Here is a 23,507-nt window from a genome sequence, read left to right as displayed (position 1 = left end):
GTTTAAAAGCAAGGAAAGCGCATGAAAATCGGTGTTTATGGAGCGAGCGGTCGTATAGGGAAACTGCTCTTAGAAGAATTAAAAGGGGGGTATAAGGGATTAGCGCTATCTAGCGTGTTTGTCAGGCAAAAATGCGAAACGGATTTCAGCTCTTTTTCGCATAAACCCCTAGTAACCAATGATTTAAAAGCGTTTGTGAGGGCATGCGAATGCGTGATTGATTTTTCTTTGCCTAAAGGCGTGGATCATTTGCTAGAGGCTCTTTTAGAATGCCCTAAAATTTTAGTCTCTGGCACGACCGGTTTAGAAAAAGAAACGCTAGAAAAAATGCAAAAATTAGCCTTAAAGGTGCCGCTTTTGCATGCGCACAACATGTCTTTAGGGATTATGATGCTCAACCAATTAGCCTTTTTAACTTCTTTGAAATTAAAAGATGCGGATATTGAAATTGTAGAAACGCACCATAATCTTAAAAAAGACGCTCCGAGCGGCACGGCGTTGAGTTTGTATGAAACTTGCGCTAAGGCTAGGGGGTATGATGAAAAAAACGCCCTGATCACCCACAGAGAAGCTTTGCGCTCTAAAGAAAGCATTGGTATAGCCGCTTTAAGGGGGGGCGATGTCGCCGGGAAGCACACGATAGGGTTTTATTTAGAGGGCGAATACATAGAACTTAGCCATACGGCGACTAACCGATCTATTTTTGCTAAAGGGGCTTTAGAAGTGGCTCTATGGCTTAAGGATAAAACCGCTAAAAAATATGAAATCAACGAGATGTTTGGCTGAATGTTTTCATTCTTTTTTGTATTGGAAGGGTTTGTTTTTTAAGGATTGATCTTGCCTTGTGTGGCTAAATCTTAACTATCATAGACGCATGATTAAAGTATTTGAGTTATTAAAAATTTTAAAACAAAAGGATATAAAATGAAAACCATTAGAAATAGCGTATTCATTGGATCTTCTTTACTCGGCGGTTGTGCTAGCGTTGAGACTTATTTTGACGCTTTGCGTGTTGCTTGCGTTAAAAACGCTGTTATAGAGAAAGAAGTGTGCTACACGCCCAAAGATTTTAGTAGCCCTTACCATACTGACTAAACCGGCACTGGGTTTTAGGTGGGTTTCTTAAAAGATAAAAAATACTAAAAGCATTTTTATAATTAAGAATTAAAGAGCTTGATACCAAGTCAGGTGGTATCTTCTTAAGCGGTCTTGGGTTTTTAGGGGTGTTATTTTAGATACCCTCTGTTCCCTTAAAGAAAATAAATTTCTACCATAAAATAAAATCTTAAATTAAGGCGACTAAAACCCCACTTTTAAAAAATTAAAAAGCGTTAAGTAAGACTTATCCAAAAAGCAAAGAAAATCAATTTTTTCAACCACTCTATTTAAAAATAAGGTATTTTTGCCTTATTCTAAACTTTTAGAGTGGGATTATTGATCCGTTCATTGTTTTAGCATGAATAAGTGGTGATAAATTCAAAAGGATGGGGTTTGCTCTCCCATGGGAACACTTCAGCGTTGAATTTAAGAGACTGATAAGCTTGGATAAATTCTTCGCTAAAGACCTGACCCTCTTTTAAATACTGCTTATCGGCTAGCATTTCTTCTAACGATCTCCTTAAAGTGTGGGGCATTTGTTTGATACCTTTTTCCCTAATTTCATCTAAAGTCAATTTGAAAAGGTTGATATCCATCGCTTCGCCGGGATCCATTTTGTTTTTAACGCCATCAATGCCCGCCATTAAAATAGCCCCAAAAGCCAAGTAGGGGTTTGATGAGCTGTCCGGGAATCTGAATTCAAACCTAGCACTATTTTTAGAAATCCCATAAGGGATACGCACGCTCGCGCTCCTGTTATTAGCCGAATAAGTTAAAATAGATGGGGCTTCATAGCCAGGAATTAGGCGTTTGTAAGAATTAGTGGAAGCGTTAGTGAAAGCGGCTAACCCTCTAGCGTGGCGCAACACGCCCCCTAAAAAATGCAACGCTAACTCGCTCAAGCCCTTGTAAGTTTCGCCGCTAAAAAGGTTTTCGTTGTTTTTCCAAACGCTCACATGGGTGTGCATCCCGCTCCCGTTATCCCCATATAGAGGTTTTGGCATGAAAGTGGCGGTTTTCCCATTTAAATGAGCGACCATTTTAACCACATATTTGAGTTTTTGGACATTATCAGCGGCTTCCACTAAATCCCCAAATTTCACACCCACCTCGCCTTGCGCTTGCGCGACTTCATGATGGACGACAAAAGTTTCTAACCCCACTTGGTTTAAGACTTTCACAATTTCAGTGCGAATATCCATCATCGTATCCGTTGGCGGCACAGGCAAATAGCCCCCTTGCTTGCCCGGTCTATGCCCAAAATTCACGCCATTTTCAAAGCTCTTGTCTCGATTCCATTCGCCTTCTTCGCTATCCACTTCGTAGTATTGGGAATTGGAAGCGTCTTTAATTTTAATGGAATCAAAGATGAAAAATTCGCTCTCCGCGCCAAAATAAGCCACATCGCCCAAACCTGAATCTTTTAAATGCTGTAAGGCTTTTTTAGCGATACTTCTGGGGCATTTTTCATAAGGCTGGTTTTTATACACATCATACACATCGCAAAACACGACCACGCTCACATCCGCGCTAAAAGGATCAATGAAATAACGCACCAAATCGGGGGTTAAAATCATATCGGAGTGTTCAATGCCTTGCCAGCCTTTAAAACAACTCGCATCAAAAGGAATCCCCTCTTTAAGCATGCCATGCGTTAAAGCCCCAAAAGAATAAGCGATATGATTCCAAGTGCCTTTAATATCGCTGAATCTAAAATCCACAAATTCCACTTCATTTTCTTTGCAAAATTCAAAAAACTCTTTGATCTTGCTTTCACTATTTTGAGTTCTTACTATCATTAACCACCTTTAATTGTTATGAATTGAGTTTGATTGATAGGGGTGATTATAGCATTTATGGGGTAAAAAAGTAAAATCTGTATCAAGTTTGATTAAGATACATGCGGTAAAATCCGCTAAATTAAGGAGTGTATTATGGAAGTAGACGCAACCACACTATTAGGATTTTTTAAAGAAAATCAAAACAATCAATTTGTCATTCCTATCTATCAGAGATTGTATAGTTGGAAAAAGGAACAATGCGAACAATTATGGGATGATATTATAAAAATTGGTGGGAATGATAAGATGAACGGGCATTTTATCGGTTCTATTTTGTATGTGCGAGATGATAATACGCACTCTAGCCCATTACTCATCGTTGACGGCCAACAAAGGCTCACCACTATCACGCTTTTATTTATCGCTTTAAGGAATCACTCAAGCGATGAAGTCAAGCGTAAAGAAATAGAGAGCTATCTTATCAACAGCGATAAGGACGGCGATAAGAAATTCAGACTCATCTTATCAGAGTCTGATAAAGACACCTTGCTGTTTTTGATTGATAAAAACAAAAGAAAGCCGAGCGAGCCTTCGTTAAAAATAATGGAAAATTTTAAATTATTTGAAAAATGGATCAATGAAAACACCGACAAACTAGAAACGATTTTTAAAGGATTAGAAAAACTCATGATAGTTTGGATTGCTTTAAAGAAAGAAAAAGATGATCCTCAACTTATTTTTGAGAGCATGAACTCAAAAGGTATCGAACTCACGCAAACAGATTTGATCAGAAATTATATCGTAATGGAAACGGAGGTTAAAAAACAGGAAGACTTTTATAATCAATATTGGAGGGCTATGGAGGAGAATTTTAAACAAAATGAAACATTGTTTAATCGGTTTGTTAAGCATTATCTCACGATTAAAACAGGAAAGATTCCCAATGAGAAAAGAGTTTATGAAGCTTTCAAGGATTATCAGCAAAAAGAGGGGATAGAAATAGAGGTATTGCTCCAAGATTTACAAAAATATTGCGGGTATTTTTGCCGGATCGTATTCAAAAAAGAAGACGATAATAAAGAGTTAAACAAGGCTTTAAGTTTTTTGGTGGATTTAGAGATGGATGTGGTGTATCCGCTACTACTAGAGCTTTATAGCGATTATAAGGATGGCGTTTTATCCAAGGCTGATTTTACCTCTATTATCTATTTAACAGAGAGCTATATTTGCAGAAGGGCGGTGTGCGGGCTTGGCACAAATAGTCTCAATAAAGTCTTTCCCTTTGTTACAAAAAAGATTGATAAAAAGCAATACCTTAAAAGCGTGGAGGAGCATTTTGGGTCGCTAACAGGGATGCAAAAATTTCCAAACGATTTTGAATTTAAAGATTCTTTTATTACGATAGATTTTTATAATTTTAAAAGAAGGAAATACTTTTTTGAAAGGCTAGAAAATTTTGAAAGAAACGAGCGAGTCTATACTCATGAATACACTACTGAGCACATCATGCCTCAAACACTCGAGGAAGAATGGAAAAGGGATTTGGGTGAAAATTTTCAAGCAATACACGATAAATACCTCCACACAATAGGCAATCTCACTCTAACCGGTTATAACTATGAGTATAGAAACAATTCTTTCCAAGAAAAAAGAGATATGGAAAACGGCTTCAAACAAAGCCCGTTGAGACTCAATCAAAGTTTAAAGGATTTGGAAGTTTTTGGCGAAAAAGAGATTGAAAAAAGAGCTAATGATTTAGCGGATTGGGCTTTAAAGATTTGGACTTACCCCAATCTAGATGCAGAAACATTAGAGAAGTATAAACCCAAGAAAGAAAAAAAGGTTTATGATTTAAGCTCTTATAAGTTTGGTTCTCATTCAAGGGAATTATTTGATATTTTAAGCAAAGAGATTAAAGCTCTTGATGAAAGGATAACCGAAAAATTTAATCAAGAGTATATCTCTTATATGTTTGACAAAAATTTTGTGGATATTGTTGTGCAAAACAAGGATTTAAAATTGTATTTAAATATGGAATTCAATGAACTGCAAGACGAAAAAAATTTGGCAAGGGATATGACTAATAAAGGTCATTTGGGGAATGGGGACATAGAAGTCAAACTAGAAACAAAAGAGAATATCCCTTATTGTTTGGGATTAGTCAAACAGGCTTTAGAAAAGCAAAGGGGGCGGTAAAATTAGGCGATAAAAACCTAACTTATTAAAATAAAAGGTATAATTACAAATTACTTAAAACTTAAAGGGGATATTAATGAAAGTTCTATTACTAGAAGATGTGAAAAATTTAGGCAAAGCGGGTGAAGTGTGTGAGGTTAAAGATGGCTATGGGAATAACTTTTTAATCGCTAACCAAAAAGCCAAACTCGCCACCAACGAAGTGATCAACAAATACAAAGCCGAAGTTAAAAAGAAAGCGGAAAAAGAAGCCCTAGAAAAGGTGCAAAAATTGCAAATGGTAGAAACTTTACAAACCATCACGCTGACTATCCATAAAAAAGTCGGTGCGAACGGCTCTTTATTTGGAGCGATCACTAAAGAAGAGATCACGGAGCGTTTGAAAGAAGAGCATGCGAGTTTAAATTTAGATAAAAAAGACATCGAGCTCAAACACCCGATTAAAAGCACAGGGATTTATGAGATTGAAGTCAAACTTGGATTGGGGATTGCGGGCGTGTTTAAAATTGATGTAGTGGCTGAGTAAAAAATGTTTGAAGCGACGACAATTCTAGGCTATAGAGGGGAATTTAACAATAAGAAGTTCGCGCTCATTGGAGGCGATGGGCAGGTAACTTTGGGTAATTGCGTGGTCAAAGCCAATGCAACTAAAATCAGAAGTTTGTATCACAACCAGGTTTTAAGCGGGTTTGCCGGGAGCACGGCGGACGCTTTTAGCTTGTTTGATATGTTTGAACGCATTTTAGAAAGCAAAAAAGGGGATTTGTTTAAGAGCGTGGTGGATTTTAGCAAAGAATGGCGCAAGGACAAGTATTTACGCCGATTGGAAGCGATGATGATCGTTTTAAATTTGGATCACATTTTTATTTTGAGCGGCACAGGCGATGTTTTAGAGGCTGAAGACAATAAGATCGCTGCTATTGGGAGTGGGGGGAATTACGCCTTGAGTGCGGCTAGGGCTTTAGATAACTTCGCTCATTTAGAGCCTAAAAAACTCGTAGAAGAATCCTTAAAAATCGCAGGGGATCTTTGCATTTACACCAACACGAATATTAAAATTTTGGAGCTTTAATGTCTAAATTGAATATGACCCCAAGAGAGATTGTCGCCTATTTAGATGAGTATATCATTGAACAAAAGGAAGCTAAAAAGTTTATCGCTATCGCTTTAAGGAATCGTTACAGACGCTTGCAATTGGAAAAATCCTTACAAGAAGAAATCACGCCTAAAAATATTTTAATGATTGGCTCTACCGGTGTGGGTAAAACAGAAATCGCAAGAAGAATGGCAAAAATCATGAAACTCCCTTTTGTGAAAGTGGAAGCGAGCAAATACACGGAAGTGGGTTTTGTGGGGCACGATGTGGAGTCTATGGTAAGGGATTTAGTCAATAACAGCGTGCTTTTAGTGGAAAATGAGCATAAAGAAAAGTTAAAAGACAAAATTGAAGAGGCGGTTGTAGAAAAGATCGCTAAAAAACTTTTACCCCCCTTGCCTAGCGGCGTGAGCGAAGAAAAAAAACAAGAATACGCTAACAGCCTTTTAAAAATGCAACAAAGGATCGCGCAAGGCGAGTTGGATAATAGAGAAATTGAAATTGAAGTGCGTAAAAAAAACATAGAGATTGACTCTAATGTGCCGCCTGAAATTTTAAGGGTTCAAGAAAACTTGATTAAGGTTTTTCATAAAGAACAGGATAAAGTCAAAAAAACTTTAAGCGTCAAAGAGGCTAAAGAAGCCCTAAAAGCAGAAATTAGCGACACGCTTTTAGATAGTGAAGCCATTAAAATGGAAGGCTTGAAGCGCGCGGAAAGTTCAGGAGTGATTTTTATTGATGAAATTGATAAGATCGCTGTCAGCTCTAAAGAAGGAGGCCGTCAAGATCCCAGTAAAGAGGGAGTTCAAAGGGATTTATTACCGATTGTAGAAGGGAGCGTGGTCAATACGAAGTATGGTTCTATTAAAACAGAGCATATTTTATTCATTGCGGCAGGGGCGTTTCATCTTTCTAAACCAAGCGATTTGATCCCTGAATTGCAAGGGCGTTTCCCTTTAAGGGTGGAGTTAGAGAATTTAACCGAAGAAATCATGTATATGATTTTGACCCAAACTAAAACCTCTATCATCAAGCAATACCAAGCCCTTTTAAAAGTGGAAGGCGTAGAAATTGCGTTTGAAGACGATGCGATTAAAGAGTTAGCCAAACTTTCTTATAACGCCAATCAAAAAAGCGAAGATATAGGCGCTAGAAGGTTGCACACCACCATTGAAAAAGTGCTAGAAGACATTAGTTTTGAAGCGGAGGATTATTCGGGGCAAAAGGTTACTATCACTAAAGAATTAGTCCAATCAAAGCTAGGGGATTTAGTGGCTGATGAAAATTTGGTGAAGTATATTTTATAATGAAAACTAAGGCGGGCTTTGTAGCTCTTATAGGCAAACCAAACGCTGGAAAAAGCACTCTTTTAAACACTTTATTAAACGCTCATTTAGCCCTTGTTTCGCATAAGGCTAATGCGACCAGAAAATTAATGAAATGCATTGTGCCTTTTAAAGATAAAGAAGGTTATGAGAGCCAAATCATTTTTTTAGACACGCCAGGACTCCACCATCAAGAAAAATTACTCAACCAATGCATGCTCTCACAGGCTTTAAAAGCGATGGGCGATGCTGAATTGTGCGTGTTTTTAGCTTCTGTGCATGATGATTTAAAAGGGTATGAAGAGTTTTTGAGTTTGTGTCAAAAACCCCACATTGTGGCTTTAAGCAAGATTGATACAGCCACGCACAAGCAAGTTTTACAAAAATTGCAAGAGTATCAACAATACGCACCGCAATTCTTATCTCTGGTGCCTTTGAGCGCGAAAAAATCTCAAAATTTAAACGCGCTTTTAGAGTGCATTAGCGAGTATTTAAGCCCTAGTGCATGGCTTTTTGACAAGGATTTAATGAGCGATGAAAAAATGCGCGATATTTATAAGGAAATCATTAGGGAGAGTTTGTTTTGTTTTTTGAGCGATGAAATCCCTTATGAAAGCGATGTGATCATTGATAAATTTATAGAAGAAGAGCGCATAGACAAGGTGTATGCGAATATTATCGTAGAAAAAGAAAGCCAAAAAAAAATCGTGATAGGCAAAAACGGGGTGAATATCAAACGCATCGGGACTAGCGCGCGATTAAAAATGCAAGAAGTGGGCGAAAAAAAGGTTTTTTTAAACTTGCAAGTGATCGCTCAAAAATCATGGAGCAAGGAAGAAAAAAGCTTGCAAAAACTGGGCTATATCCATAAAAGGGGTATGGATTGAAAAAAATATTACCGGCTCTATTAATGGGGGTTGTGGGATTGAATGCTAGTGATCGTTTGTTAGAAATCATGCGCCTTTATCAAAAACAAGGCTTGGAAGTGGTGGGTCAAAAGCTGGATTCTTATTTAGCGGATAAATCTTTTTGGCTAGAAGAGCTTCAAAATAAAGATACGGATTTTGGCTATTATCAAAACAAGCAGTTTTTATTTGTGGCGGATAAATCCAAGCCTAGTTTAGAGTTTTATGAAATAGACAACAACATGCTTAAAAAAATCAACAGCTCTAAAGCCCTTGTAGGCTCTAAAAAGGGCGATAAAACTTTAGAGGGCGATTTGGCCACGCCTATTGGGGTGTATCGTATCACGCAGAAATTAGAGCGCTTGGATCAATATTATGGCGTTTTGGCTTTTGTAACGAATTACCCTAATTTGTATGACACCTTGAAAAAACGCACCGGGCATGGCATTTGGGTGCATGGAATGCCTTTAAATGGCGATCGGAATGAATTGAACACCAAGGGCTGTATTGCGATTGAAAACCCGCTTTTAAGCTCTTATGATAAAGTATTAAAAGGCGAAAAAGCGTTCCTCATCACCTATGAAGACAAGTTTTCTCCTAGCACCAAAGAAGAATTGAGCATGATTTTAAGCTCCCTTTTTCAATGGAAAGAAGCCTGGGCTAGGGGCGATTTTGAACGCTACATGCGTTTTTATGACCCCAATTTCACTCGCTATGACGGCATGAAATTCAACGCTTTTAAAGAGTATAAAAAAAGAGTATTTGCGAAAAACGAAAAAAAACACATCGCCTTTTCCTCTATCAATGTGATCCCTTACCCCAACTCTCAGAACAAACGCTTGTTTTATGTGGTGTTTGACCAAGATTACAAAGCCTACCAGCAAAACAAGCTCTCTTATAGCTCCAATTCTCAAAAAGAACTCTATATAGAGATTGAAAACAATCAAGCGTCTATCATAATGGAAAAATAAGAAAAATAGGGCTTTGCTTTAATTGGGGCAGTCTAAACGGATTTTTTAACCCATTCAGTCAAGCCTGATACAAAGTTTGATTAAAAAAACTACAGAGCTTCCATGGCTTTTTCATAGCCAAATTCTGCGGATTTTTGCAAGAATTTTTTAGCCCTACTTTTTTGTTTTCTGGTGCCAAGCCCTTCTTTATAAGCGATTCCAATTCTATAAAGGATCTCCCCCATTTGTTGTTTGAGTAAAATAATATTGCTTGAAATTTCAGCAATGTCTTCCCAAAGAAGTGTCTTATCTTTGATTTGAGTGGATTTCTTAACAAGTATTCCAAACTTCTTTCCAAATTTTATAGGATTCGCGCTCAAACCTGAAAGATCAATGAATCGCGATCCAATAAGCATACTAGTGAACGCAAGGTTTGGTAATCTAAAATTGTTAGCAAAATAATTTGTGCTTTTATTAGAAAACATGCGAACCACATGCCTGTAAGTCTTGAGCGCTTGTTTCAAATCCTTTTTCATCCCTAAGCCTTCTGCTTGCATGCGTCCTAAAATAAGAGCACCCCCTAACAACCCGCTCCCATACCCTTTGATAGCGTTTTGTGCATAGAATTGCGCTTTTTTGTAATCCACTTTCACGCCCTTTCCCTCCAAATACATTTTGGCTAAATAAACACTGCCAAGCCCAATGCTGTATTCTTGCGCCAATTTAAAATCTTTAAAGGCTTGTTTGTATTGGCCTTGATTAAAATGGTCTAAACCATTTTCAAAATAATATGTCTTATGATTTCGTGCAATTTCATCCCACTGATTTCGCGCCCTTTCATCCCAATCATCACTTATGCTAATATATTCATCAGCTATACAAAGTGAAAACGGCAACAATAAAATTAGTAAAAGCAATAAAGGCTTTAAAAAAGAGAGGGTGGTGCGATAAAAATCTTTAAACATGTCAAGTCCTTTTACAATTTGAGCCATTCTTTAGCTTGTTTTTCTAGCCAGATCACATCGCCGCTCGCATGAAATTCCACTTTAGGGAATGCGTGTGCATTTTTCTTAAGGGCGTATTTTTGTTGCAAATATTCTACAATAGCATCGCCAGAATGGATGAGTAGGGGGGGCGTTAAAAGGGCAAAATGCTCCATAAAATAGCCCTCAATTTTTTGAGCGATCAAGGGAAAATGCGTGCAACCTAAAATGATCACTTCGGGTAAAATCTTTAAGGGAGTGAAATAATAACGCATGCAAGTTTCTAACAATTCGCCCTCTAAAATACTTTCTTCAATCAAAGGCACAAAAAGAGAAGTGGCTAAATGCGAAACATTCAAATAGCCTTGTTGTTTCAGGGCGTTATCGTAAGCGTTGGATTGAATCGTCGCTTTTGTCCCTAGCACTAAAATAGAGGCGTTTTTATCTTTTACTTGTTGTTTAATCGCTAAAATGCTTGGCTCAATCACGCCCACAATAGGGATTTTGGAATGCTTTTGCATCTCTTCTAAAGCTAGAGCGCTTGCGGTGTTGCATGCCACAATCAACAATTTAATCTGGTGCGGTTTGAAAAAATCCAAAGCTTCTAAACCAAATTGCTTGATCGTGGCGGGATCTTTGGTGCCATAAGGCACTCTAGCGCTATCGCCATAATAAATGATTTCATCAAACAATTGCACTTTTAAAAGGCTTTTTAAAACGCTAAACCCTCCCACACCGCTATCAAAAACGCCTATTTTCATGACACTATTTTATGGGATTTAATGAGAGATTTTATTTTTCGTTCATTAAATTTAAAAATTCTTCGTTGTCTTTAGTTTGTTGCATTTTAGAATACACAAAGCTTAAAGCTTCCACATCATCCATTTGTTGCATCACATTCCTTAAAACCCACACTTTAGTCAAGCGATCTTTACCAAGTAAGATATTATCCTTTCGTGTGCCGGATTTTAAAATATCAAAGGCCGGGTAAATGCGCCTGTCTGCAATATTTCTCGCTAAAACGATTTCGCTATTCCCAGTGCCTTTAAATTCTTCAAAAATCACCTCATCCATTCTTGAACCCGTTTCAATCAACGCCGTAGCGATAATCGTCAAGCTCCCGCCTTCTTCAATATTCCTTGCAGCTCCAAAAAAGCGCTTAGGCCTGTGCAAGGCGTTTGCATCCACGCCCCCACTTAAGACCTTACCGCTTGAGGGCGTTACAGCGTTATAGGCTCTCGCTAAACGAGTGATAGAATCTAGTAAAACCACCACATCTTTGCCCATTTCCACTCGTCTTTTAGCTCTTTCTAAAACCAATTCGGCGATTCTTATGTGGTTGTTTGCGGGCAAATCAAAAGTGGAGCTAAAAACTTGACCTTTAACGCTTCGTTGCATATCCGTAACTTCTTCAGGGCGCTCATCCACTAAAAGGATAATCAGCTCCACTTCAGGGTGGTTAGAAGTGATGCCTTGGGCGAGTTCTTTCATCAGCTCTGTTTTCCCGGTTCTTGGTGGCGCAACGATCAAAGCCCTTTGACCTTTCCCCACAGGGCTGAATAAATCCAGCATTCTGCCGGTAACTTTAGTGGGTTCGTATTCTAATTTGATTTGTTCATCAGGGAATAGGGGGGTTAGATTGTCAAACAAAGGGCGGTTTTTAATCTCATCTGAAGGCAAATAATTGATGGCTTCTATTTTTAAAAGGGCGTAGTATTTTTCCTGGTCTTTGGGGGATCGCACTTGACCGGTAACAATATCGCCATTCCTTAAAGCAAAGCGCCTGATTTGAGAAGGGCTAACATATGTGTCGTTATGCCCGTCTGAAAAACTCCCATCAAACCCTCTTAAAAAGCCATAGCCATCAGGCATGATTTCTAAAATCCCGGTAAAAAGAATGTATCCGCCTTGCGTAACTTGGGTTTTTAAAATTTCAAACATCAAGTCTTGTCGTTTGAACTCTTGGGGGTTTTCCACTTTGAGCTTGTTAGCGATTTCTAAAAGCTTTTCAGTAGGGTAGGTGCGTAAATCTTCAATGTGATAACCGCTCACTGGCGTGTGTGTTTTGACTTTGTGCGAACTTTTGTGCGTAGGCGCGTTTTCGTTCATTAAATTTCCTTTTAACAAAAAGAGATTTTTAGTTTGTTGCAATTAAGATAAAAATACAAAAAGCTAAAGCATTCTTAAAAAATTAGTGTAACCAAAAGATGCTAATAAGTGGCCCATGCCACAAGTGTTGAATTTCGTAATGCTTCGCTATGCTATCATAATTTTTTTAACAAAGTCAAATTTTATTTTAACTTTAGAGTGGTTTTAATTTATTGTTACTTGCGCTATAATTTTAAGTTTAAATTTAAAAATAAAGGATACTTGATGAAAAAAGGCATTCACCCCGAATATATCCCATGCAAAGTTACTTGTGTAACTAGCGGAAAGGAAATTGAAGTTTTAAGCACCAAACCTGAAATGCGTATTGATATTTCTAGCTTTTGCCACCCTTTCTATACCGGTAGCGATAAAATCGCTGACACTGCAGGGAGAGTAGAGAAATTCAAGCAACGCTATAACTTGAAGTAACTCTTTTAAAAAGCGTGGCTTTTTGTGCTGTATTTTTTGCCCACTCCTATAGGTAATCTCGCTGACATCACGCTACGCGCTTTAGAAGTTTTAGAGCGTTGCGAGGTTTTTTTATGCGAGGATACAAGGGTGAGTAAGAGGTTGTTGCACTTGCTTGCACAAAACCCTATTATCAGCCATTCTTTCCCCAATATCGCTACTAAAAAAAGGGAGTTTATCGCATTCCATTCGCACAATGATCAGGAATTTTTAAACCAAATAGAGCCTTCTTTTTTTGACAAAGAAATCGCTGTGATGAGCGATGCAGGCATGCCAAGTTTGAGCGATCCAGGCATGAGTTTAGCCGCTTACGCTTTAAAACACAATATCCAATACGATGTTTTGCCTGGGGCTAACGCGCTCACTACGGCGTTTTGTGCGAGCGGGTTTTTAGAAGGGCGGTTTTTTTACGCCGGCTTTTTACCTCATAAGAGTAAGGAAAGGCGCTTAAAAATCGCTAAAATTTTAAACGCTTTAGCGTATTTAGAAGAAAAAACCCCGGTGGTTTTTTATGAAAGCCCGCACCGATTGTTAGAGACTTTAAAGGATTTAAACGATTTGGCTCAAGGCATGCATTTGTTTGCGGCTAAAGAGCTTACCAAACTCCACCAGCAGTATTATTTAGGAGAGGTTTCTCAAATCATAGAGCGGTTGCAAAAAAGCAATATCCAAGGGGAGTGGGTTTTAGTGCTTTTGAATGAAAAGAAAATAGAGCCTTGCATGGGGCTATCGGCGTTATTGGAGTTGGATTTGCCTCCTAAAATTAAGGCTAAAATTGAAGCCGCTATGACACAAAAAAACGCTAAAGAGCTTTATTTCCAGCGTTTGTTAGAAGAAAAAGATCAATAAAAGGGGTTTAGCATGCAAGCAGTAATTTATGGCAAGCAGGTGATTACGCACCTTCTAAACTCTCATCAAGAAAAATTGCAAGAAATCTATCTTTCTAAAGAAATAGACAAAAAGCTTTTTTTCGCGCTCAAAAAAGCATGCCCTAATACCATCAAAGTGGATAATAAAAAAGCGCAAAGCTTGGCTAAGGGGGGGAACCATCAAGGGGTTTTAGCTAAGGTGGAACTGCCCTTAGCGGTTTCTTTAAAAGAGGTTAAAAAAGCTCAAAAACTTTTGGTGCTTTGCGGGATTACAGATGTGGGGAATATTGGGGGTATTTTTAGGAGCGCGTATTGCTTAGGAATGGATGGCGTTATTTTAGATTTTGCTAAAGAATTGGCTTATGAGGGGATTGTGCGATCCAGCTTGGGGCTTATGTATGATTTGCCTTTTAGCGTTATGCCTAACACGCTGGATTTAATCAATGAATTGAAAACGAGCGGGTTTTTATGTTTGGGCACGAGCATGCAAGGCTCTAGCCAAGTAGAAAATCTATCCTTAAAAAAATGCGCTCTTTTTTTGGGGAGCGAGCATGAGGGGTTGTCTAAAAAAATCCTTGCTAAAATGGATGTTATATTGAGCGTAAAAATGCGAAGAGATTTTGATTCGCTCAATGTGAGCGTGGCAGCAGGGATCTTAATGGATAAAATCAACTAGGTGGTCAATTGAATGGAACAGAATAAAAAAAGTTTAGAAAATTTAGATCTTTCTGATGTTCAAAACATTTCTAAAGATATTTCTGGTGCGGCTTTAGAAGAATTATCGCTTAAAAATTTAGATAAAAATTTGCAGATTTTAAAAGAAGTTGGAGTGGCAGAAATTTGCAAAGCGACTAAAATCGCTTCTAAAAATATCCATTCTATCTTGGAAAAACGCTATGAGTCTTTATCAAGGGTGCATGCTAGGGGTTTTATACAGATTTTAGAGCGCGAGTATAAAATTGATTTGAGCGCATGGATGAAAGAATTTGATAAGGCGTGTGCTTTTAAAGAGGGTGTGAGCGAAGAGCAAAATCAAGAAACAGACCCCGAAGAAAAAACAAAAAACCCTTTGAAAGTTGAGATAGATTATAGCATCAATCAGGCCAATACTTCATTATCCAAAAAATCTTCCAAATGGAAACCCTTTGTTTTGGTTTTAGGAGTGGTTGTCATTATTTTGGCGGTCGTTATCATTCAAAACAGCTCTTCTTTGAAAGAAGAAAGAGGGCAAGAAAGCGCTATTAAATCCGGCACTAAAAAGAATTCTTTCAATAAAGTTAATCCTACAGAAGAAAACAAGCCAGAGCCAACGCCTAAACCAGAAGAAAAACCAAAAGAACAAGACAAGCAAGAAAAAGAAGCGATCAAAGAAGATCCTAATACCATTTATATCATCCCTAAAAAAGATATTTGGGTGGAAGTGATTGATTTGGATGAGAAAAAAAATTCCTTTCAAAAGGTTTTTAAAAAAATTATTCTTTAGAAACCAAAAACCACCGCTTGTTGTTGCGTTTTGGGCATGGGCATCTTAGCCTTAAAAACAACCATCAAGAACAAGATTATAACGACGGCAAAACCAAACGATTTTTATACGAGCCAGTTAAAGGTTTGACCCCCATCAATGAGTCTCAATACAAAGAACTCCAGCAATGAAAAATCTTTTTTTAGCCTTTATTGTTGGGGGAATGCTTTTAAACGCTGATGCTTTAAACAATAAGATTGAGAATTTAATGGGGGAGCGATCTTATCACATGAACAAGCTTTTTTTAGAGCGTTTGTTTAAAAATCGTAAGGATTTTTATCAAATGGGGCGTTTGGATTCCTTAAAATTGCTCAACACTTTAAAAGAAAACGGGCTTTTGTCGTTTAATTTTGACAAGCCAAGCATGTTAAAAATCACTTTCAAGGCTTCAAGCAACCCTTTAGCGTTTGCTAAAAGCATCAATAATTCTTTGAGCATGATGGGGTATTCGTATGTTCTGCCCATTAAAATGCAAAGCTCTTCGGGCGAGAATATTTTTTCTTACGAGCTTAAAACGGAATATGTTTTAGACCCTAACATTTTGATAGAGACGATGAAAAGGCATGGTTTTGATTTTATAGATATTAGACGGGTGTCTTTGAAAGAGTGGGAATACGACTTTATTTTACAAAAGATTAAGCTCCCCAATGCGAGAGATTTAGTTGTAAATAGCGATCCTGTAGAGTTTAAGGAAGCGAGTGGGAAATACTGGCTTAGCGTGAATCAAAACGCGTATCTAAAAATAAGCTCTAATAACCCTTTATGGCAGCCAAAAATCATTTTTTATGATGAAAATTTAAAGATCATTCAAATCATTGCCAAAGAAAACAAACAACAAGAAATCGCTCTTAATTTGCTCAATGGCGTGCGTTTTATCCAAATCACTGACGCAAAAAACCCTATCATTTTAAAAAATGGGATCAGCGTGGTTTTTGATGCGATGCATGAGTAGGGGTAAGTCTTATCCAATTTTAATAAATGAGAAAATCCGTTTTTAAATTTGAAAAAAGAGAGCCTTAATAATAGCGATCCACCCAATATTTACCAAAAAAAATCTTTTGCATCACACAGCCTATTAATAGCCCAGCTCCTGCTTCTATAAAAAGGACAGCCCACCAATTGATAAAACCAAACCTTACAAAAAACAAATGCACTGGTAAAGCGCCAAATAATAGTGAAATGCCGCTCACAATAGAAATCCCAAAGCGCGTTTTAAAGATTTTACTTTTTTTGCCAAATGCCATGTCTGCTACAAATTCCCCACTAAAAGAAATCAAAAACCACCAAATCAAATGTTCAGGCATCAATAACCAAGCAACTGCGCTACTTCTATTAGCCGCTGTAATGACAAGAAGTGAGAAAAAATACACGCTTGAAGATGCAAAATGCCTGCCCCTATCCCTTAAAGACCAATTCCTAGAAAAGCGGCTTTTGATTTTTTCATATGTAACCATGGGATTTCTTTCTTTTTTAAAATACCATTAGACCTAACTTCTGTATTGTAAAATAAGAATGCTTTCATTCAATACGCTGAGCATGATGATTGTCTTTTTATATTCAAACAAAAGGAGAGATAGCAGATTGGTAACACAATGATGTTTTTTATATTATTTTACAAACTATGTAAAATATTCGCTTTTTTCTAAAATGATAGCAAGTGGTGAAAAATTTGGCTTTGTTTTTATTGAGCGTTGGTTATAAAAAAATATTGCATTTTTAAGATTGGATAGTAGAGAGTTTGATTTTATCAAGCGGTATTTTTAAAGGCGGTCTTTAGGGGATTTTAGTTGGGGAATTATTTCAAAACACCCCTTATTTCTTTAAGAAAATGGGCTTAAAATAAAGTTTAAAAACACAATCTTAAAAGTTAAAGAACCAGTTATCAATATTTTATTAAGGCAAAGTTTTTTATAGATCTAATTCATGCCCTCCACAAACGAACCAAGCGACATCAATTTTTGATAGCGGTTGTCAAGGAAATGAGGGTCTTGTTGGATAGTCCTTAGAGCGTCTAAAAAATACTCTTTGATCGTGTTAGCGGCTGAAAATTTGTCTCTATGAGCCCCTTTGCTAGGCTCTAAGATAATATCATCAATAAGCCCCGCCTCCTTTAAGTCTCTAGGCGTGATTTTCATCGCTTTAATAGCCACTTCAGTCTTGCTAGGGTCATCCCAAAGAATCGCCGCACAACCTTCTGGGGATATAACGCTAAAAATGGAATATTCCATCATAGCCAACTTGTCAGCTACCGCAATCGCTAACGCGCCACCACTACCCCCTTCACCGATAATTACAGAAATAGTAGGGACTTTTAAGGAAGCGAACTCTTGGAGGTTTTTAGCGATCGCTTCACTCTGGCCTCTTTCTTCTGCGCCAATCCCCGGATACGCCCCAGCTGTATCTACAAGCATCAAAATAGGCAAATTAAATTTTTCAGCAAATTTCGCCATTTTTAAAGCCTTACGATAGCCACAAGGGTTAGGCATGCCGAAATTTCTTAAGAGCTTGTTTTTAGTCCCTCTGCCTTTTTCTTCTCCGATCACCACAACCGGAACATTATCAATTTTCCCTATAAAACACACGATCGCTTTATCATCGTTATAGTGCCTATCCCCAAAGACTTCATACTTATCTTTTAAGATGAGATCAATGTAATCCATAGCGTAGGGTCTGTCAGGGTGTCTTGCTAACTGGAGTTTTTGAAAATCAGTGAGATTGGAGTAAATGCTTTTAACTTCCTTTTCCAATCTTTTTTCTAAGATTTCTTTAGCGTCCTCATCGCCTCTAATAAGGGCTAATTCAATTTCATTTTGAATCTCTTTAATATGATTTTCAAAATCTAAATAAATGGCCATTCAAAATCCTAACTTTGTAAAACTAGGCTTTTTTGAAAATCACAACACCATTAGTGCCACCAAAACCAAATGAGTTACTCATCACCGCATCCACTTGTTTTTCTCTGGCCGTATTAGGGATATAATCCAGATCGCATTCTGGGTCAGGCGTTTCTTGATTGATGGTAGGAGGTAAGATCCCTTGATTCATGGCCATGATAGAAATAACGGCTTCTAACGCACCTGCAGCGCCCAAGCAATGCCCAATCTGCCCTTTAGTGGAGCTAACAGGAGGGACTTTTTCTTTAGAGCCAAACACATTTTTTAGAGCGATGCTTTCATACCAATCGTTATAATGCGTGCTAGTCCCATGAGCGTTCACATAGCCCACTTCCACTTTCGCCATTTCCAAAGCCATTTTCATGGCTCTAAAAGCCCCTTCGCCCTCAGGGGCTGGGGCTGTGATATGGTTAGCATCGCCGCTCTCGCCATACCCGGCAAATTCTGCATAAATTTTTGCTCCTCTTTTTTTCGCGCTCTCGTATTCTTCAAGCACCAAAGCCCCAGCGCCTTCGCCCATCACAAAACCATTGCGATCCTTATCAAAAGGTCTTGAAGCTTTTTTGGGCTCATCATTCCTTGTAGAAAGGGCTTTAATGCTCGCAAACCCCCCAATCCCTACAGGACAAATGGTGGATTCCGCTCCCACGACTAGCATTTTATCAGCCCCATTAAGCAAAATGGTTTTAACCGCTTCAATAATGGCATGAGTGCCTGCTGCACAAGCCGTTACGCTAGAGAGATTAGGCCCTTTAATGCCAAACTCAATGGAAGTGAAACCACCAATCATATTCACTAACGCAGAAGTGATAAAAAAGGGATTGACTTTTCTAGGGCCTTTTTCAAAACAAAAAATGGAATTCGCTTCAATATTGCCTAATCCGCCAATCCCAGAGCCAGAGCTTACGCCCATGCGGTTTGCCAATTCTTCAGGGCATCTATTGTGAGCGTCTAAAATCCCACTATCTTTCATCGCCTCTCTTGTGGCTTTCAAGGCTAATTGAATGAAACGACCCGCCTTTTTAACATCTTTGGGATTCATCACCTCTGTAGGGTCAAAGTCAGTGATTTCTCCAGCAATACGCACAGGAAACGCGCTCGCATCAAAACTTTCTATGTTTTTGATACCGCATTCTCCCTTAGCGATCGCTAAAAAAGAATCTTCTTTATTTAAACCTAGCGAATTGATCATTCCCATTCCAGTTACTACAATCCGACGCACCAATAGCTCCTCATTTCAAAACTTTCATTCAATAAAACTAGATTTTAGCTAAAGCTAAATTTTGACTAAAACCTGGAGACAGACGCTCCAAGTTAAAAAGATTAAGCTAGTTTATTATCCTCAATATACTTCACCACATCGCCCACATTGACGATTTTTTCCGCTTGCTCATCAGGAATCTCAATGCCAAACTTTTCTTCTAACGCCATGATTAATTCCACGACATCTAAAGAGTCCGCACCCAAATCCTTCACAAATTCCGCCTCTGGCGTAACTTGCGCCGCATCCACATTCAACTGCTCAGCAATAACTGCCTGAATATCTTCAAATAAAGCCATAATTAAAACTCCCTTGTTTTGTAAAAATTAAATCAACCATTCATTGAAGCGTTTATTTTTGCTCCAAAACATCTAAAATCCTATACAACAAATAAATTACAATGAGAAACAATATTAAGTAAATAATCCCCATTTGATAATAACCTCTTTGTTTTAGAATAACCTCATAATGTTAGCATGATTTTTGCTACTTACAAACTTTTATCACTAAAAGAATCCTTTGTTTAGGACTACATATAAAGCCCGCCATTGACTTTGAGAGTCTCTCCAGTGATGTAACTAGAGTGATCACTCAAAAGAAACGCTACCGCTTCTGCCACTTCCTTAGCAGACCCTAGCCTGTTTAAAGGAATGTTTTTAACATAATCCGCTTTGAGTTCGTCTTTCAAAGTGGCGTTCATGTCGGTTTCTATAAAGCCTGGCGTTACACAGTTGAAACGAATATTCCTTAAAGCTCCCTCATAAGCAAAGGACTTGCTCATCGCAATCATCCCCCCCTTACTCGCTGAGTAGTTTGTTTGCCCCATATTGCCTCTTTCACCAATAATAGAAGCGATATTAACCACGCTCCCAAAACGGCTTTTACTCATCACTTTTAAAGCTTCCCTACAGCCTATAAAAGCTGAAGTGAGGTTATTTTCTATAACATGATGAAAATCTTCTGTTTTCATCTTAATGGCTAATTTATCGCGCACGATACCGGCATTATTCACCAAGTAAGACAAACCTCCATCGCTTTGGACAATGGTTTGTATCGCTTCAACAAAATCGCTTTCAGAAGTCGCATCAAATTTAATGACAGCGGCTTTGTAGCCTTTTTCTTCAAGCTCATTTTTTAAAGCGTCAGCCACTTCTGCGTTACTGCGATAATTGATCCAAACTTTCAACCCCATAGAAGCAAGAGTTTTTGCAATTTCGGCCCCAATGCCTTTAGAAGCTCCCGTAATGAGAACATTTTTCCCTGTGAATTGCATTCTTTAATAATCCTTAACTTTTAAATTCGTTCAAGTTCTTATAGTCTTGATTCATAGCGCCTTAACATATAAAGACGCTTTAAAACTTTCTTTTTAGCGCTGATTTTTTGTTTTTTGCGCTTTTCAGTTTTAGACTCAAAGAACCTTCTTGCACGGCATTCTGTTACCACTAGATTGCGATCGGTTTGCTTTTTAAACCTTCGGTAAGCTTCATCAAACGCATCGCCTTCTCTAACCTTAATCCCTGGCATACTGCTATCACCTCTTTTCCATAGCTTAAAATCATTGCTTAACAATGGCTACAAATGAAATAGCATTATATAAGACGAATTAACTGGTTGTCAAGAATTTTCACTTTTTTCTAGCAATTTTGTTAATAAGGTTATAAGGATCAAAGGCAACCGTCATATACACTTGGTAAGATTCTGACCAAGGCAAACTTCTATCAAAGCCTCCACGCATTGCATTAAGCACGAAATTGATTCTAACGGATGCAAAGTCGTTTTTCCAATTGTAATACAAATCAAAACGATTGTATAAATTGGCTTGAAAGAATGGCACGCCACGATAAATAGGCGTGGGGCAATACGAAGGCGTGCAATACATTTCAACATATTGGTATTGGTTATAAAAAGGCATTTCTGGGGTCTTGGCGAAGAAAAATAAATTGTGTATTCCAAAGCCTTTGTATTGGATCTCCACATCAAATTGTCCTCCCACGCTATTCATAAAAGGCACATTTTTGTGAATTTGCCTTAATCGGCTTGATTCAGAAACCATGCCAAAACTGGCGTTGAGTTTTTCCATAAAGGGGGCGATGTCTAAAAGGCTTGTCCCTATGTAAGCGTTAAAGTAGAGACGATCCATAAGATAAATATTATTGTTGTCAATCGCTTTTTTTTCATTAAACTGCATGCCATCAGCCCCATTTAAAAGGTATTTGTCTTCGTTATGGAACAAGACAAAATACCCTCCAATACCCAATAAATCCTTAAAGAAATTATAAGCGACAGAGCCATTCATTTGAAACCTATCCATTGCATTCCCATAAGGGTTTCTCCCGAATTTACAAGTGTTGTAACAATTCCCCCCAAACCAATCTAGCATGAATTCCGCATGCCCATAATAGGGTTTTGAGGGCGAATAATGGTTTTGAAATTGCAATAAAAACCCTCTAGCGTTCGGGTCTATAAACCAATAATAAGGGGCAAAAATGTTCAAACCATACCTTCCTAAGAGGTTTTTTCTAGGAAAGATCCCTCCATAAAAAGTGAAATGTTTTCCCCTAGCCTTATAATACATCGTAGGCCCCCAACGGTAGGGGAAATTGGTGCTATAATTGTGGAAGTTTTGAAAAAAATACGCCCCTACAGTCAAGCTTTGCTCCACACCTCTTGTATAAAATTGGATCCCAAAATTTGGAGTCAAACGGGTTTTAAGATTGGTGTTAGTATTGACCCAATAAGGCGTTGAGCCTTCATGGTCCATGATAAACATATTGAAACCCAGATTGTATTTAAAAATATTCCAATCAAAAGCGTAAGAATTAACCGCTAACAAACAGACTAAAAAAGAATGTTTTAAAAAGGTGTTTATTGCCACTTGTTACCCCTATGTCATCATTTTTTTGATAAAAAAGCTTATCTTGTAACAAATGGGTATTCTAGCACATCTAAAAATATTTTTCTTTAGATTTAATATAAAATAGCGTTTATTTCATGTTAGAATAGCCCTTGTGATGTTACATTACACATAACTAAAAAAGGAAATTTTAATGGAATTAGGAAATAAAAATATAAAACCCGGTCGTAAGCGCGTTGCTGTAGATGAACTGAAACGCAACTTTTCAGTAACTTTTTATCTGTCTAAAGAAGAACATGATGTTTTAAGACGATTAGCTGATGAAGAGGTAGAGAGCGTGAATTCTTTTGTAAAACGCCATATTCTAAAAACTATTATTTACAAAAAAAGCAACTAAGTTTTATCAATCCTTTTAGTAGGCTTTGATCCTACTAAAAGGCATTCACTCCTAAGAGCAACACCCGCTAGAGCATTTAGTTTTAATCCCTACTGATGAGCGATTCATCAAGCAAAACCCTTTCCCTTCCAAATAGCGTCTCGCATCAAACCCAGCCACAAACAAGCCTCCAGCAAATAACGCCAAGTCTTTAACCACCAACCTTCCAGCCCCAGAAAGCCATGGGAAATGCTGATTGACAAACACTTCTGGCGTTGTGAATAAAAAAGATAGAGTCGTGATCGTCATTCCAGCGACAAGCAAGCCCCCAATCACGCCCATTAAAGGCATCCAAAGCCCTAAAAGCACCAAAATACCTAGGATCATAATCGTGATCCCTAAACCTTCAGCCACTAAATAAGTGCGGTTTTCTTTATGCCATTCTTTGTTTTCAATGATTTTAGGGTTATCTTGCAAATCTTCTTGCATGGATTGGGATTCAGACATTTTGTGCTGTTTGTATGCGGGCTTTTCAAATTGATACATGAAAGAAAAGAAAGGGGAATTAGCCACAAAAGGAGCGATCCCTTCGGCTTCATACGGCACAAACTTAAGCCCTCCAATCCAAATAAAAATGATGAAAATAGCTATATGCATCAAATAGCCGCCTAGATTCTGGAGTTTTGTAATCACTTCAAGCAATGATTTTAACGCTTGCATGGTTTTATTCCTTTAGGATATTTTTTATATTGCTAAAAACAGCTCGCAAATGATAGCGCAT

Annotated in this window: 25 protein-coding genes and 1 pseudogene; 14 read left to right on the top strand and 12 right to left on the bottom strand. The window is 38.0% G+C overall.

Annotated features, from left to right (window positions below):
- Window positions 1-21: 21 nt before the first annotated feature.
- Window positions 22-786, top strand: coding sequence for a 4-hydroxy-tetrahydrodipicolinate reductase (gene dapB / locus QT74_RS02125; RefSeq protein ID WP_033764291.1), 765 nt, complete (start codon window positions 22-24; stop codon window positions 784-786).
- A 138-nt stretch (window positions 787-924) separates the two neighbouring features.
- The gene (locus QT74_RS02120; RefSeq protein WP_033764289.1) at window positions 925-1,095 is read left to right on the top strand and encodes a hypothetical protein; all 171 of its coding nucleotides are present in this window, start codon (window positions 925-927) and stop codon (window positions 1,093-1,095) included.
- Between the two features lie 356 nt (window positions 1,096-1,451).
- On the opposite strand, the gene glnA is transcribed toward QT74_RS02120, so the two are convergent.
- Window positions 1,452-2,897 carry a type I glutamate--ammonia ligase gene (glnA, locus tag QT74_RS02115; RefSeq protein ID WP_033764287.1) on the bottom strand — a complete coding sequence of 482 codons (1,446 nt, stop codon included), beginning with the start codon at window positions 2,895-2,897 and terminating at the stop codon, window positions 1,452-1,454.
- 135 nt (window positions 2,898-3,032) lie between these two features.
- Here glnA and QT74_RS02110 point away from each other — a divergent pair, with 135 nt between their 5' ends.
- The 6 genes from QT74_RS02110 to csd6 all read left to right on the top strand — a co-directional run bounded on the left by QT74_RS02110 (window position 3,033) and on the right by csd6 (window position 9,372).
- Window positions 3,033-5,075 carry a DUF262 and DUF1524 domain-containing protein gene (locus tag QT74_RS02110; RefSeq protein WP_033764285.1) on the top strand — a complete coding sequence of 681 codons (2,043 nt, stop codon included), beginning with the start codon at window positions 3,033-3,035 and terminating at the stop codon, window positions 5,073-5,075.
- Window positions 5,076-5,151: 76 nt separating this feature from the next.
- Window positions 5,152-5,601 (top strand): 50S ribosomal protein L9, encoded by a 450-nt coding sequence (gene rplI / locus QT74_RS02105; RefSeq protein ID WP_033764282.1) that lies wholly within the window; start codon window positions 5,152-5,154, stop codon window positions 5,599-5,601.
- 3 nt (window positions 5,602-5,604) lie between these two features.
- On the top strand, window positions 5,605-6,147 hold the full coding sequence (gene hslV, locus QT74_RS02100) for an ATP-dependent protease subunit HslV (protein ID WP_021436263.1): 543 nt from the start codon (window positions 5,605-5,607) through the stop codon (window positions 6,145-6,147).
- Window positions 6,147-7,478, top strand: coding sequence for an HslU--HslV peptidase ATPase subunit (gene hslU / locus QT74_RS02095; protein WP_033764279.1), 1,332 nt, complete (start codon window positions 6,147-6,149; stop codon window positions 7,476-7,478). The genes hslV and hslU overlap by 1 nt, the downstream gene beginning before the upstream one ends.
- On the top strand, window positions 7,478-8,383 hold the full coding sequence (gene era, locus QT74_RS02090) for a GTPase Era (RefSeq protein ID WP_033764278.1): 906 nt from the start codon (window positions 7,478-7,480) through the stop codon (window positions 8,381-8,383). The genes hslU and era overlap by 1 nt, the downstream gene beginning before the upstream one ends.
- Complete coding sequence (gene csd6 / locus QT74_RS02085; RefSeq protein WP_033764276.1) at window positions 8,380-9,372, top strand: cell shape-determining L,D-carboxypeptidase Csd6; 993 nt, start codon at window positions 8,380-8,382, stop codon at window positions 9,370-9,372. Before era ends, csd6 begins: the two co-directional genes overlap by 4 nt.
- Before the next feature lie 89 nt (window positions 9,373-9,461).
- On the opposite strand, the gene QT74_RS02080 is transcribed toward csd6, so the two are convergent.
- From QT74_RS02080 to rho, 3 genes are read right to left on the bottom strand one after another with little or no spacing between them, the layout of a single operon-like run.
- A complete protein-coding gene (locus tag QT74_RS02080) occupies window positions 9,462-10,316 on the bottom strand; it encodes an SEL1-like repeat protein (protein ID WP_033764274.1) in 855 nt (284 codons plus the stop codon).
- A gap of 11 nt (window positions 10,317-10,327) precedes the next feature.
- Window positions 10,328-11,095, bottom strand: a complete 768-nt coding sequence (murI, locus tag QT74_RS02075; RefSeq protein ID WP_033764271.1) for a glutamate racemase — start codon at window positions 11,093-11,095, stop codon at window positions 10,328-10,330.
- Between the two features lie 31 nt (window positions 11,096-11,126).
- Window positions 11,127-12,443: a transcription termination factor Rho gene (gene rho / locus QT74_RS02070; protein WP_033601999.1), complete on the bottom strand. Its 1,317-nt coding sequence runs from the start codon at window positions 12,441-12,443 to the stop codon at window positions 11,127-11,129.
- Window positions 12,444-12,707: 264 nt separating this feature from the next.
- On the opposite strand from rho, the gene rpmE reads away from it, so the two are divergent.
- The 5 genes and pseudogenes from rpmE to QT74_RS02045 all read left to right on the top strand — a co-directional run bounded on the left by rpmE (window position 12,708) and on the right by QT74_RS02045 (window position 16,293).
- Window positions 12,708-12,911: a 50S ribosomal protein L31 gene (rpmE, locus tag QT74_RS02065; RefSeq protein ID WP_000715278.1), complete on the top strand. Its 204-nt coding sequence runs from the start codon at window positions 12,708-12,710 to the stop codon at window positions 12,909-12,911.
- Window positions 12,912-12,935: 24 nt separating this feature from the next.
- Window positions 12,936-13,799, top strand: a complete 864-nt coding sequence (rsmI, locus tag QT74_RS02060; protein WP_033764269.1) for a 16S rRNA (cytidine(1402)-2'-O)-methyltransferase — start codon at window positions 12,936-12,938, stop codon at window positions 13,797-13,799.
- Between the two features lie 12 nt (window positions 13,800-13,811).
- Window positions 13,812-14,495, top strand: a complete 684-nt coding sequence (rlmB, locus tag QT74_RS02055; protein WP_033764267.1) for a 23S rRNA (guanosine(2251)-2'-O)-methyltransferase RlmB — start codon at window positions 13,812-13,814, stop codon at window positions 14,493-14,495.
- A gap of 12 nt (window positions 14,496-14,507) precedes the next feature.
- Window positions 14,508-15,472: pseudogene (locus tag QT74_RS02050) on the top strand (sialidase).
- Window positions 15,469-16,293: a hypothetical protein gene (locus tag QT74_RS02045; RefSeq protein ID WP_020972187.1), complete on the top strand. Its 825-nt coding sequence runs from the start codon at window positions 15,469-15,471 to the stop codon at window positions 16,291-16,293. Before QT74_RS02050 ends, QT74_RS02045 begins: the two are co-directional and overlap by 4 nt.
- A 64-nt stretch (window positions 16,294-16,357) precedes the next feature.
- On the opposite strand, the gene QT74_RS02040 is transcribed toward QT74_RS02045, so the two are convergent.
- The 7 genes from QT74_RS02040 to QT74_RS02010 all read right to left on the bottom strand — a co-directional run bounded on the left by QT74_RS02040 (window position 16,358) and on the right by QT74_RS02010 (window position 22,371).
- The gene (locus QT74_RS02040) at window positions 16,358-16,795 is read right to left on the bottom strand and encodes a hypothetical protein (RefSeq protein WP_033764265.1); all 438 of its coding nucleotides are present in this window, start codon (window positions 16,793-16,795) and stop codon (window positions 16,358-16,360) included.
- Between the two features lie 462 nt (window positions 16,796-17,257).
- Complete coding sequence (accA, locus tag QT74_RS02035; RefSeq protein WP_001029408.1) at window positions 17,258-18,196, bottom strand: acetyl-CoA carboxylase carboxyl transferase subunit alpha; 939 nt, start codon at window positions 18,194-18,196, stop codon at window positions 17,258-17,260.
- A gap of 22 nt (window positions 18,197-18,218) precedes the next feature.
- The gene (locus QT74_RS02030) at window positions 18,219-19,457 is read right to left on the bottom strand and encodes a beta-ketoacyl-ACP synthase II (RefSeq protein WP_033704199.1); all 1,239 of its coding nucleotides are present in this window, start codon (window positions 19,455-19,457) and stop codon (window positions 18,219-18,221) included.
- A 101-nt stretch (window positions 19,458-19,558) separates the two neighbouring features.
- Complete coding sequence (acpP, locus tag QT74_RS02025) at window positions 19,559-19,795, bottom strand: acyl carrier protein (RefSeq protein WP_001163091.1); 237 nt, start codon at window positions 19,793-19,795, stop codon at window positions 19,559-19,561.
- A 230-nt stretch (window positions 19,796-20,025) separates the two neighbouring features.
- A complete protein-coding gene (gene fabG / locus QT74_RS02020) occupies window positions 20,026-20,769 on the bottom strand; it encodes a 3-oxoacyl-ACP reductase FabG (RefSeq protein ID WP_033764263.1) in 744 nt (247 codons plus the stop codon).
- Window positions 20,770-20,807: 38 nt separating this feature from the next.
- Window positions 20,808-21,020: a 30S ribosomal protein S21 gene (gene rpsU / locus QT74_RS02015; RefSeq protein ID WP_001117778.1), complete on the bottom strand. Its 213-nt coding sequence runs from the start codon at window positions 21,018-21,020 to the stop codon at window positions 20,808-20,810.
- 100 nt (window positions 21,021-21,120) lie between these two features.
- Window positions 21,121-22,371 carry a hypothetical protein gene (locus QT74_RS02010; RefSeq protein ID WP_033764261.1) on the bottom strand — a complete coding sequence of 417 codons (1,251 nt, stop codon included), beginning with the start codon at window positions 22,369-22,371 and terminating at the stop codon, window positions 21,121-21,123.
- 172 nt (window positions 22,372-22,543) lie between these two features.
- On the opposite strand from QT74_RS02010, the gene QT74_RS02005 reads away from it, so the two are divergent.
- A complete protein-coding gene (locus QT74_RS02005; RefSeq protein WP_000418877.1) occupies window positions 22,544-22,747 on the top strand; it encodes a ribbon-helix-helix domain-containing protein in 204 nt (67 codons plus the stop codon).
- Between the two features lie 51 nt (window positions 22,748-22,798).
- On the opposite strand, the gene QT74_RS02000 is transcribed toward QT74_RS02005, so the two are convergent.
- On the bottom strand, window positions 22,799-23,446 hold the full coding sequence (locus QT74_RS02000) for a YkgB family protein (RefSeq protein WP_033764259.1): 648 nt from the start codon (window positions 23,444-23,446) through the stop codon (window positions 22,799-22,801).
- Window positions 23,447-23,507 lie beyond the last annotated feature (61 nt).

Source organism: Helicobacter pylori SA213A, assembly GCF_000476275.1.
In the GTDB taxonomy this organism is placed as follows: Bacteria; Campylobacterota; Campylobacteria; order Campylobacterales; family Helicobacteraceae; genus Helicobacter; species Helicobacter pylori_CL.
This window is presented reverse-complemented; position numbering and strand designations above follow the sequence as displayed.

What these genes read in the sequence shown, in the direction of transcription:
- QT74_RS02040 (WP_033764265.1), bottom strand. Translation starts at nt 16,795, where the DNA reads ATGGTTACATATGAAAAAATCAAAAGCCGCTTTTCTAGGAATTGGTCT.
- hslU (WP_033764279.1), top strand. Translation starts at nt 6,147, where the DNA reads ATGTCTAAATTGAATATGACCCCAAGAGAGATTGTCGCCTATTTAGAT.
- rho (WP_033601999.1), bottom strand. Translation starts at nt 12,443, where the DNA reads ATGAACGAAAACGCGCCTACGCACAAAAGTTCGCACAAAGTCAAAACA.
- acpP (WP_001163091.1), bottom strand. Translation starts at nt 19,795, where the DNA reads ATGGCTTTATTTGAAGATATTCAGGCAGTTATTGCTGAGCAGTTGAAT.
- QT74_RS02045 (WP_020972187.1), top strand. Translation starts at nt 15,469, where the DNA reads ATGAAAAATCTTTTTTTAGCCTTTATTGTTGGGGGAATGCTTTTAAAC.
- rlmB (WP_033764267.1), top strand. Translation starts at nt 13,812, where the DNA reads ATGCAAGCAGTAATTTATGGCAAGCAGGTGATTACGCACCTTCTAAAC.
- dapB (WP_033764291.1), top strand. Translation starts at nt 22, where the DNA reads ATGAAAATCGGTGTTTATGGAGCGAGCGGTCGTATAGGGAAACTGCTC.
- hslV (WP_021436263.1), top strand. Translation starts at nt 5,605, where the DNA reads ATGTTTGAAGCGACGACAATTCTAGGCTATAGAGGGGAATTTAACAAT.
- QT74_RS02110 (WP_033764285.1), top strand. Translation starts at nt 3,033, where the DNA reads ATGGAAGTAGACGCAACCACACTATTAGGATTTTTTAAAGAAAATCAA.
- QT74_RS02000 (WP_033764259.1), bottom strand. Translation starts at nt 23,446, where the DNA reads ATGCAAGCGTTAAAATCATTGCTTGAAGTGATTACAAAACTCCAGAAT.
- rpsU (WP_001117778.1), bottom strand. Translation starts at nt 21,020, where the DNA reads ATGCCAGGGATTAAGGTTAGAGAAGGCGATGCGTTTGATGAAGCTTAC.
- fabG (WP_033764263.1), bottom strand. Translation starts at nt 20,769, where the DNA reads ATGCAATTCACAGGGAAAAATGTTCTCATTACGGGAGCTTCTAAAGGC.
- rpmE (WP_000715278.1), top strand. Translation starts at nt 12,708, where the DNA reads ATGAAAAAAGGCATTCACCCCGAATATATCCCATGCAAAGTTACTTGT.
- era (WP_033764278.1), top strand. Translation starts at nt 7,478, where the DNA reads ATGAAAACTAAGGCGGGCTTTGTAGCTCTTATAGGCAAACCAAACGCT.
- QT74_RS02120 (WP_033764289.1), top strand. Translation starts at nt 925, where the DNA reads ATGAAAACCATTAGAAATAGCGTATTCATTGGATCTTCTTTACTCGGC.
- rplI (WP_033764282.1), top strand. Translation starts at nt 5,152, where the DNA reads ATGAAAGTTCTATTACTAGAAGATGTGAAAAATTTAGGCAAAGCGGGT.
- murI (WP_033764271.1), bottom strand. Translation starts at nt 11,095, where the DNA reads ATGAAAATAGGCGTTTTTGATAGCGGTGTGGGAGGGTTTAGCGTTTTA.
- QT74_RS02005 (WP_000418877.1), top strand. Translation starts at nt 22,544, where the DNA reads ATGGAATTAGGAAATAAAAATATAAAACCCGGTCGTAAGCGCGTTGCT.
- glnA (WP_033764287.1), bottom strand. Translation starts at nt 2,897, where the DNA reads ATGATAGTAAGAACTCAAAATAGTGAAAGCAAGATCAAAGAGTTTTTT.
- QT74_RS02080 (WP_033764274.1), bottom strand. Translation starts at nt 10,316, where the DNA reads ATGTTTAAAGATTTTTATCGCACCACCCTCTCTTTTTTAAAGCCTTTA.
- accA (WP_001029408.1), bottom strand. Translation starts at nt 18,196, where the DNA reads ATGGCCATTTATTTAGATTTTGAAAATCATATTAAAGAGATTCAAAAT.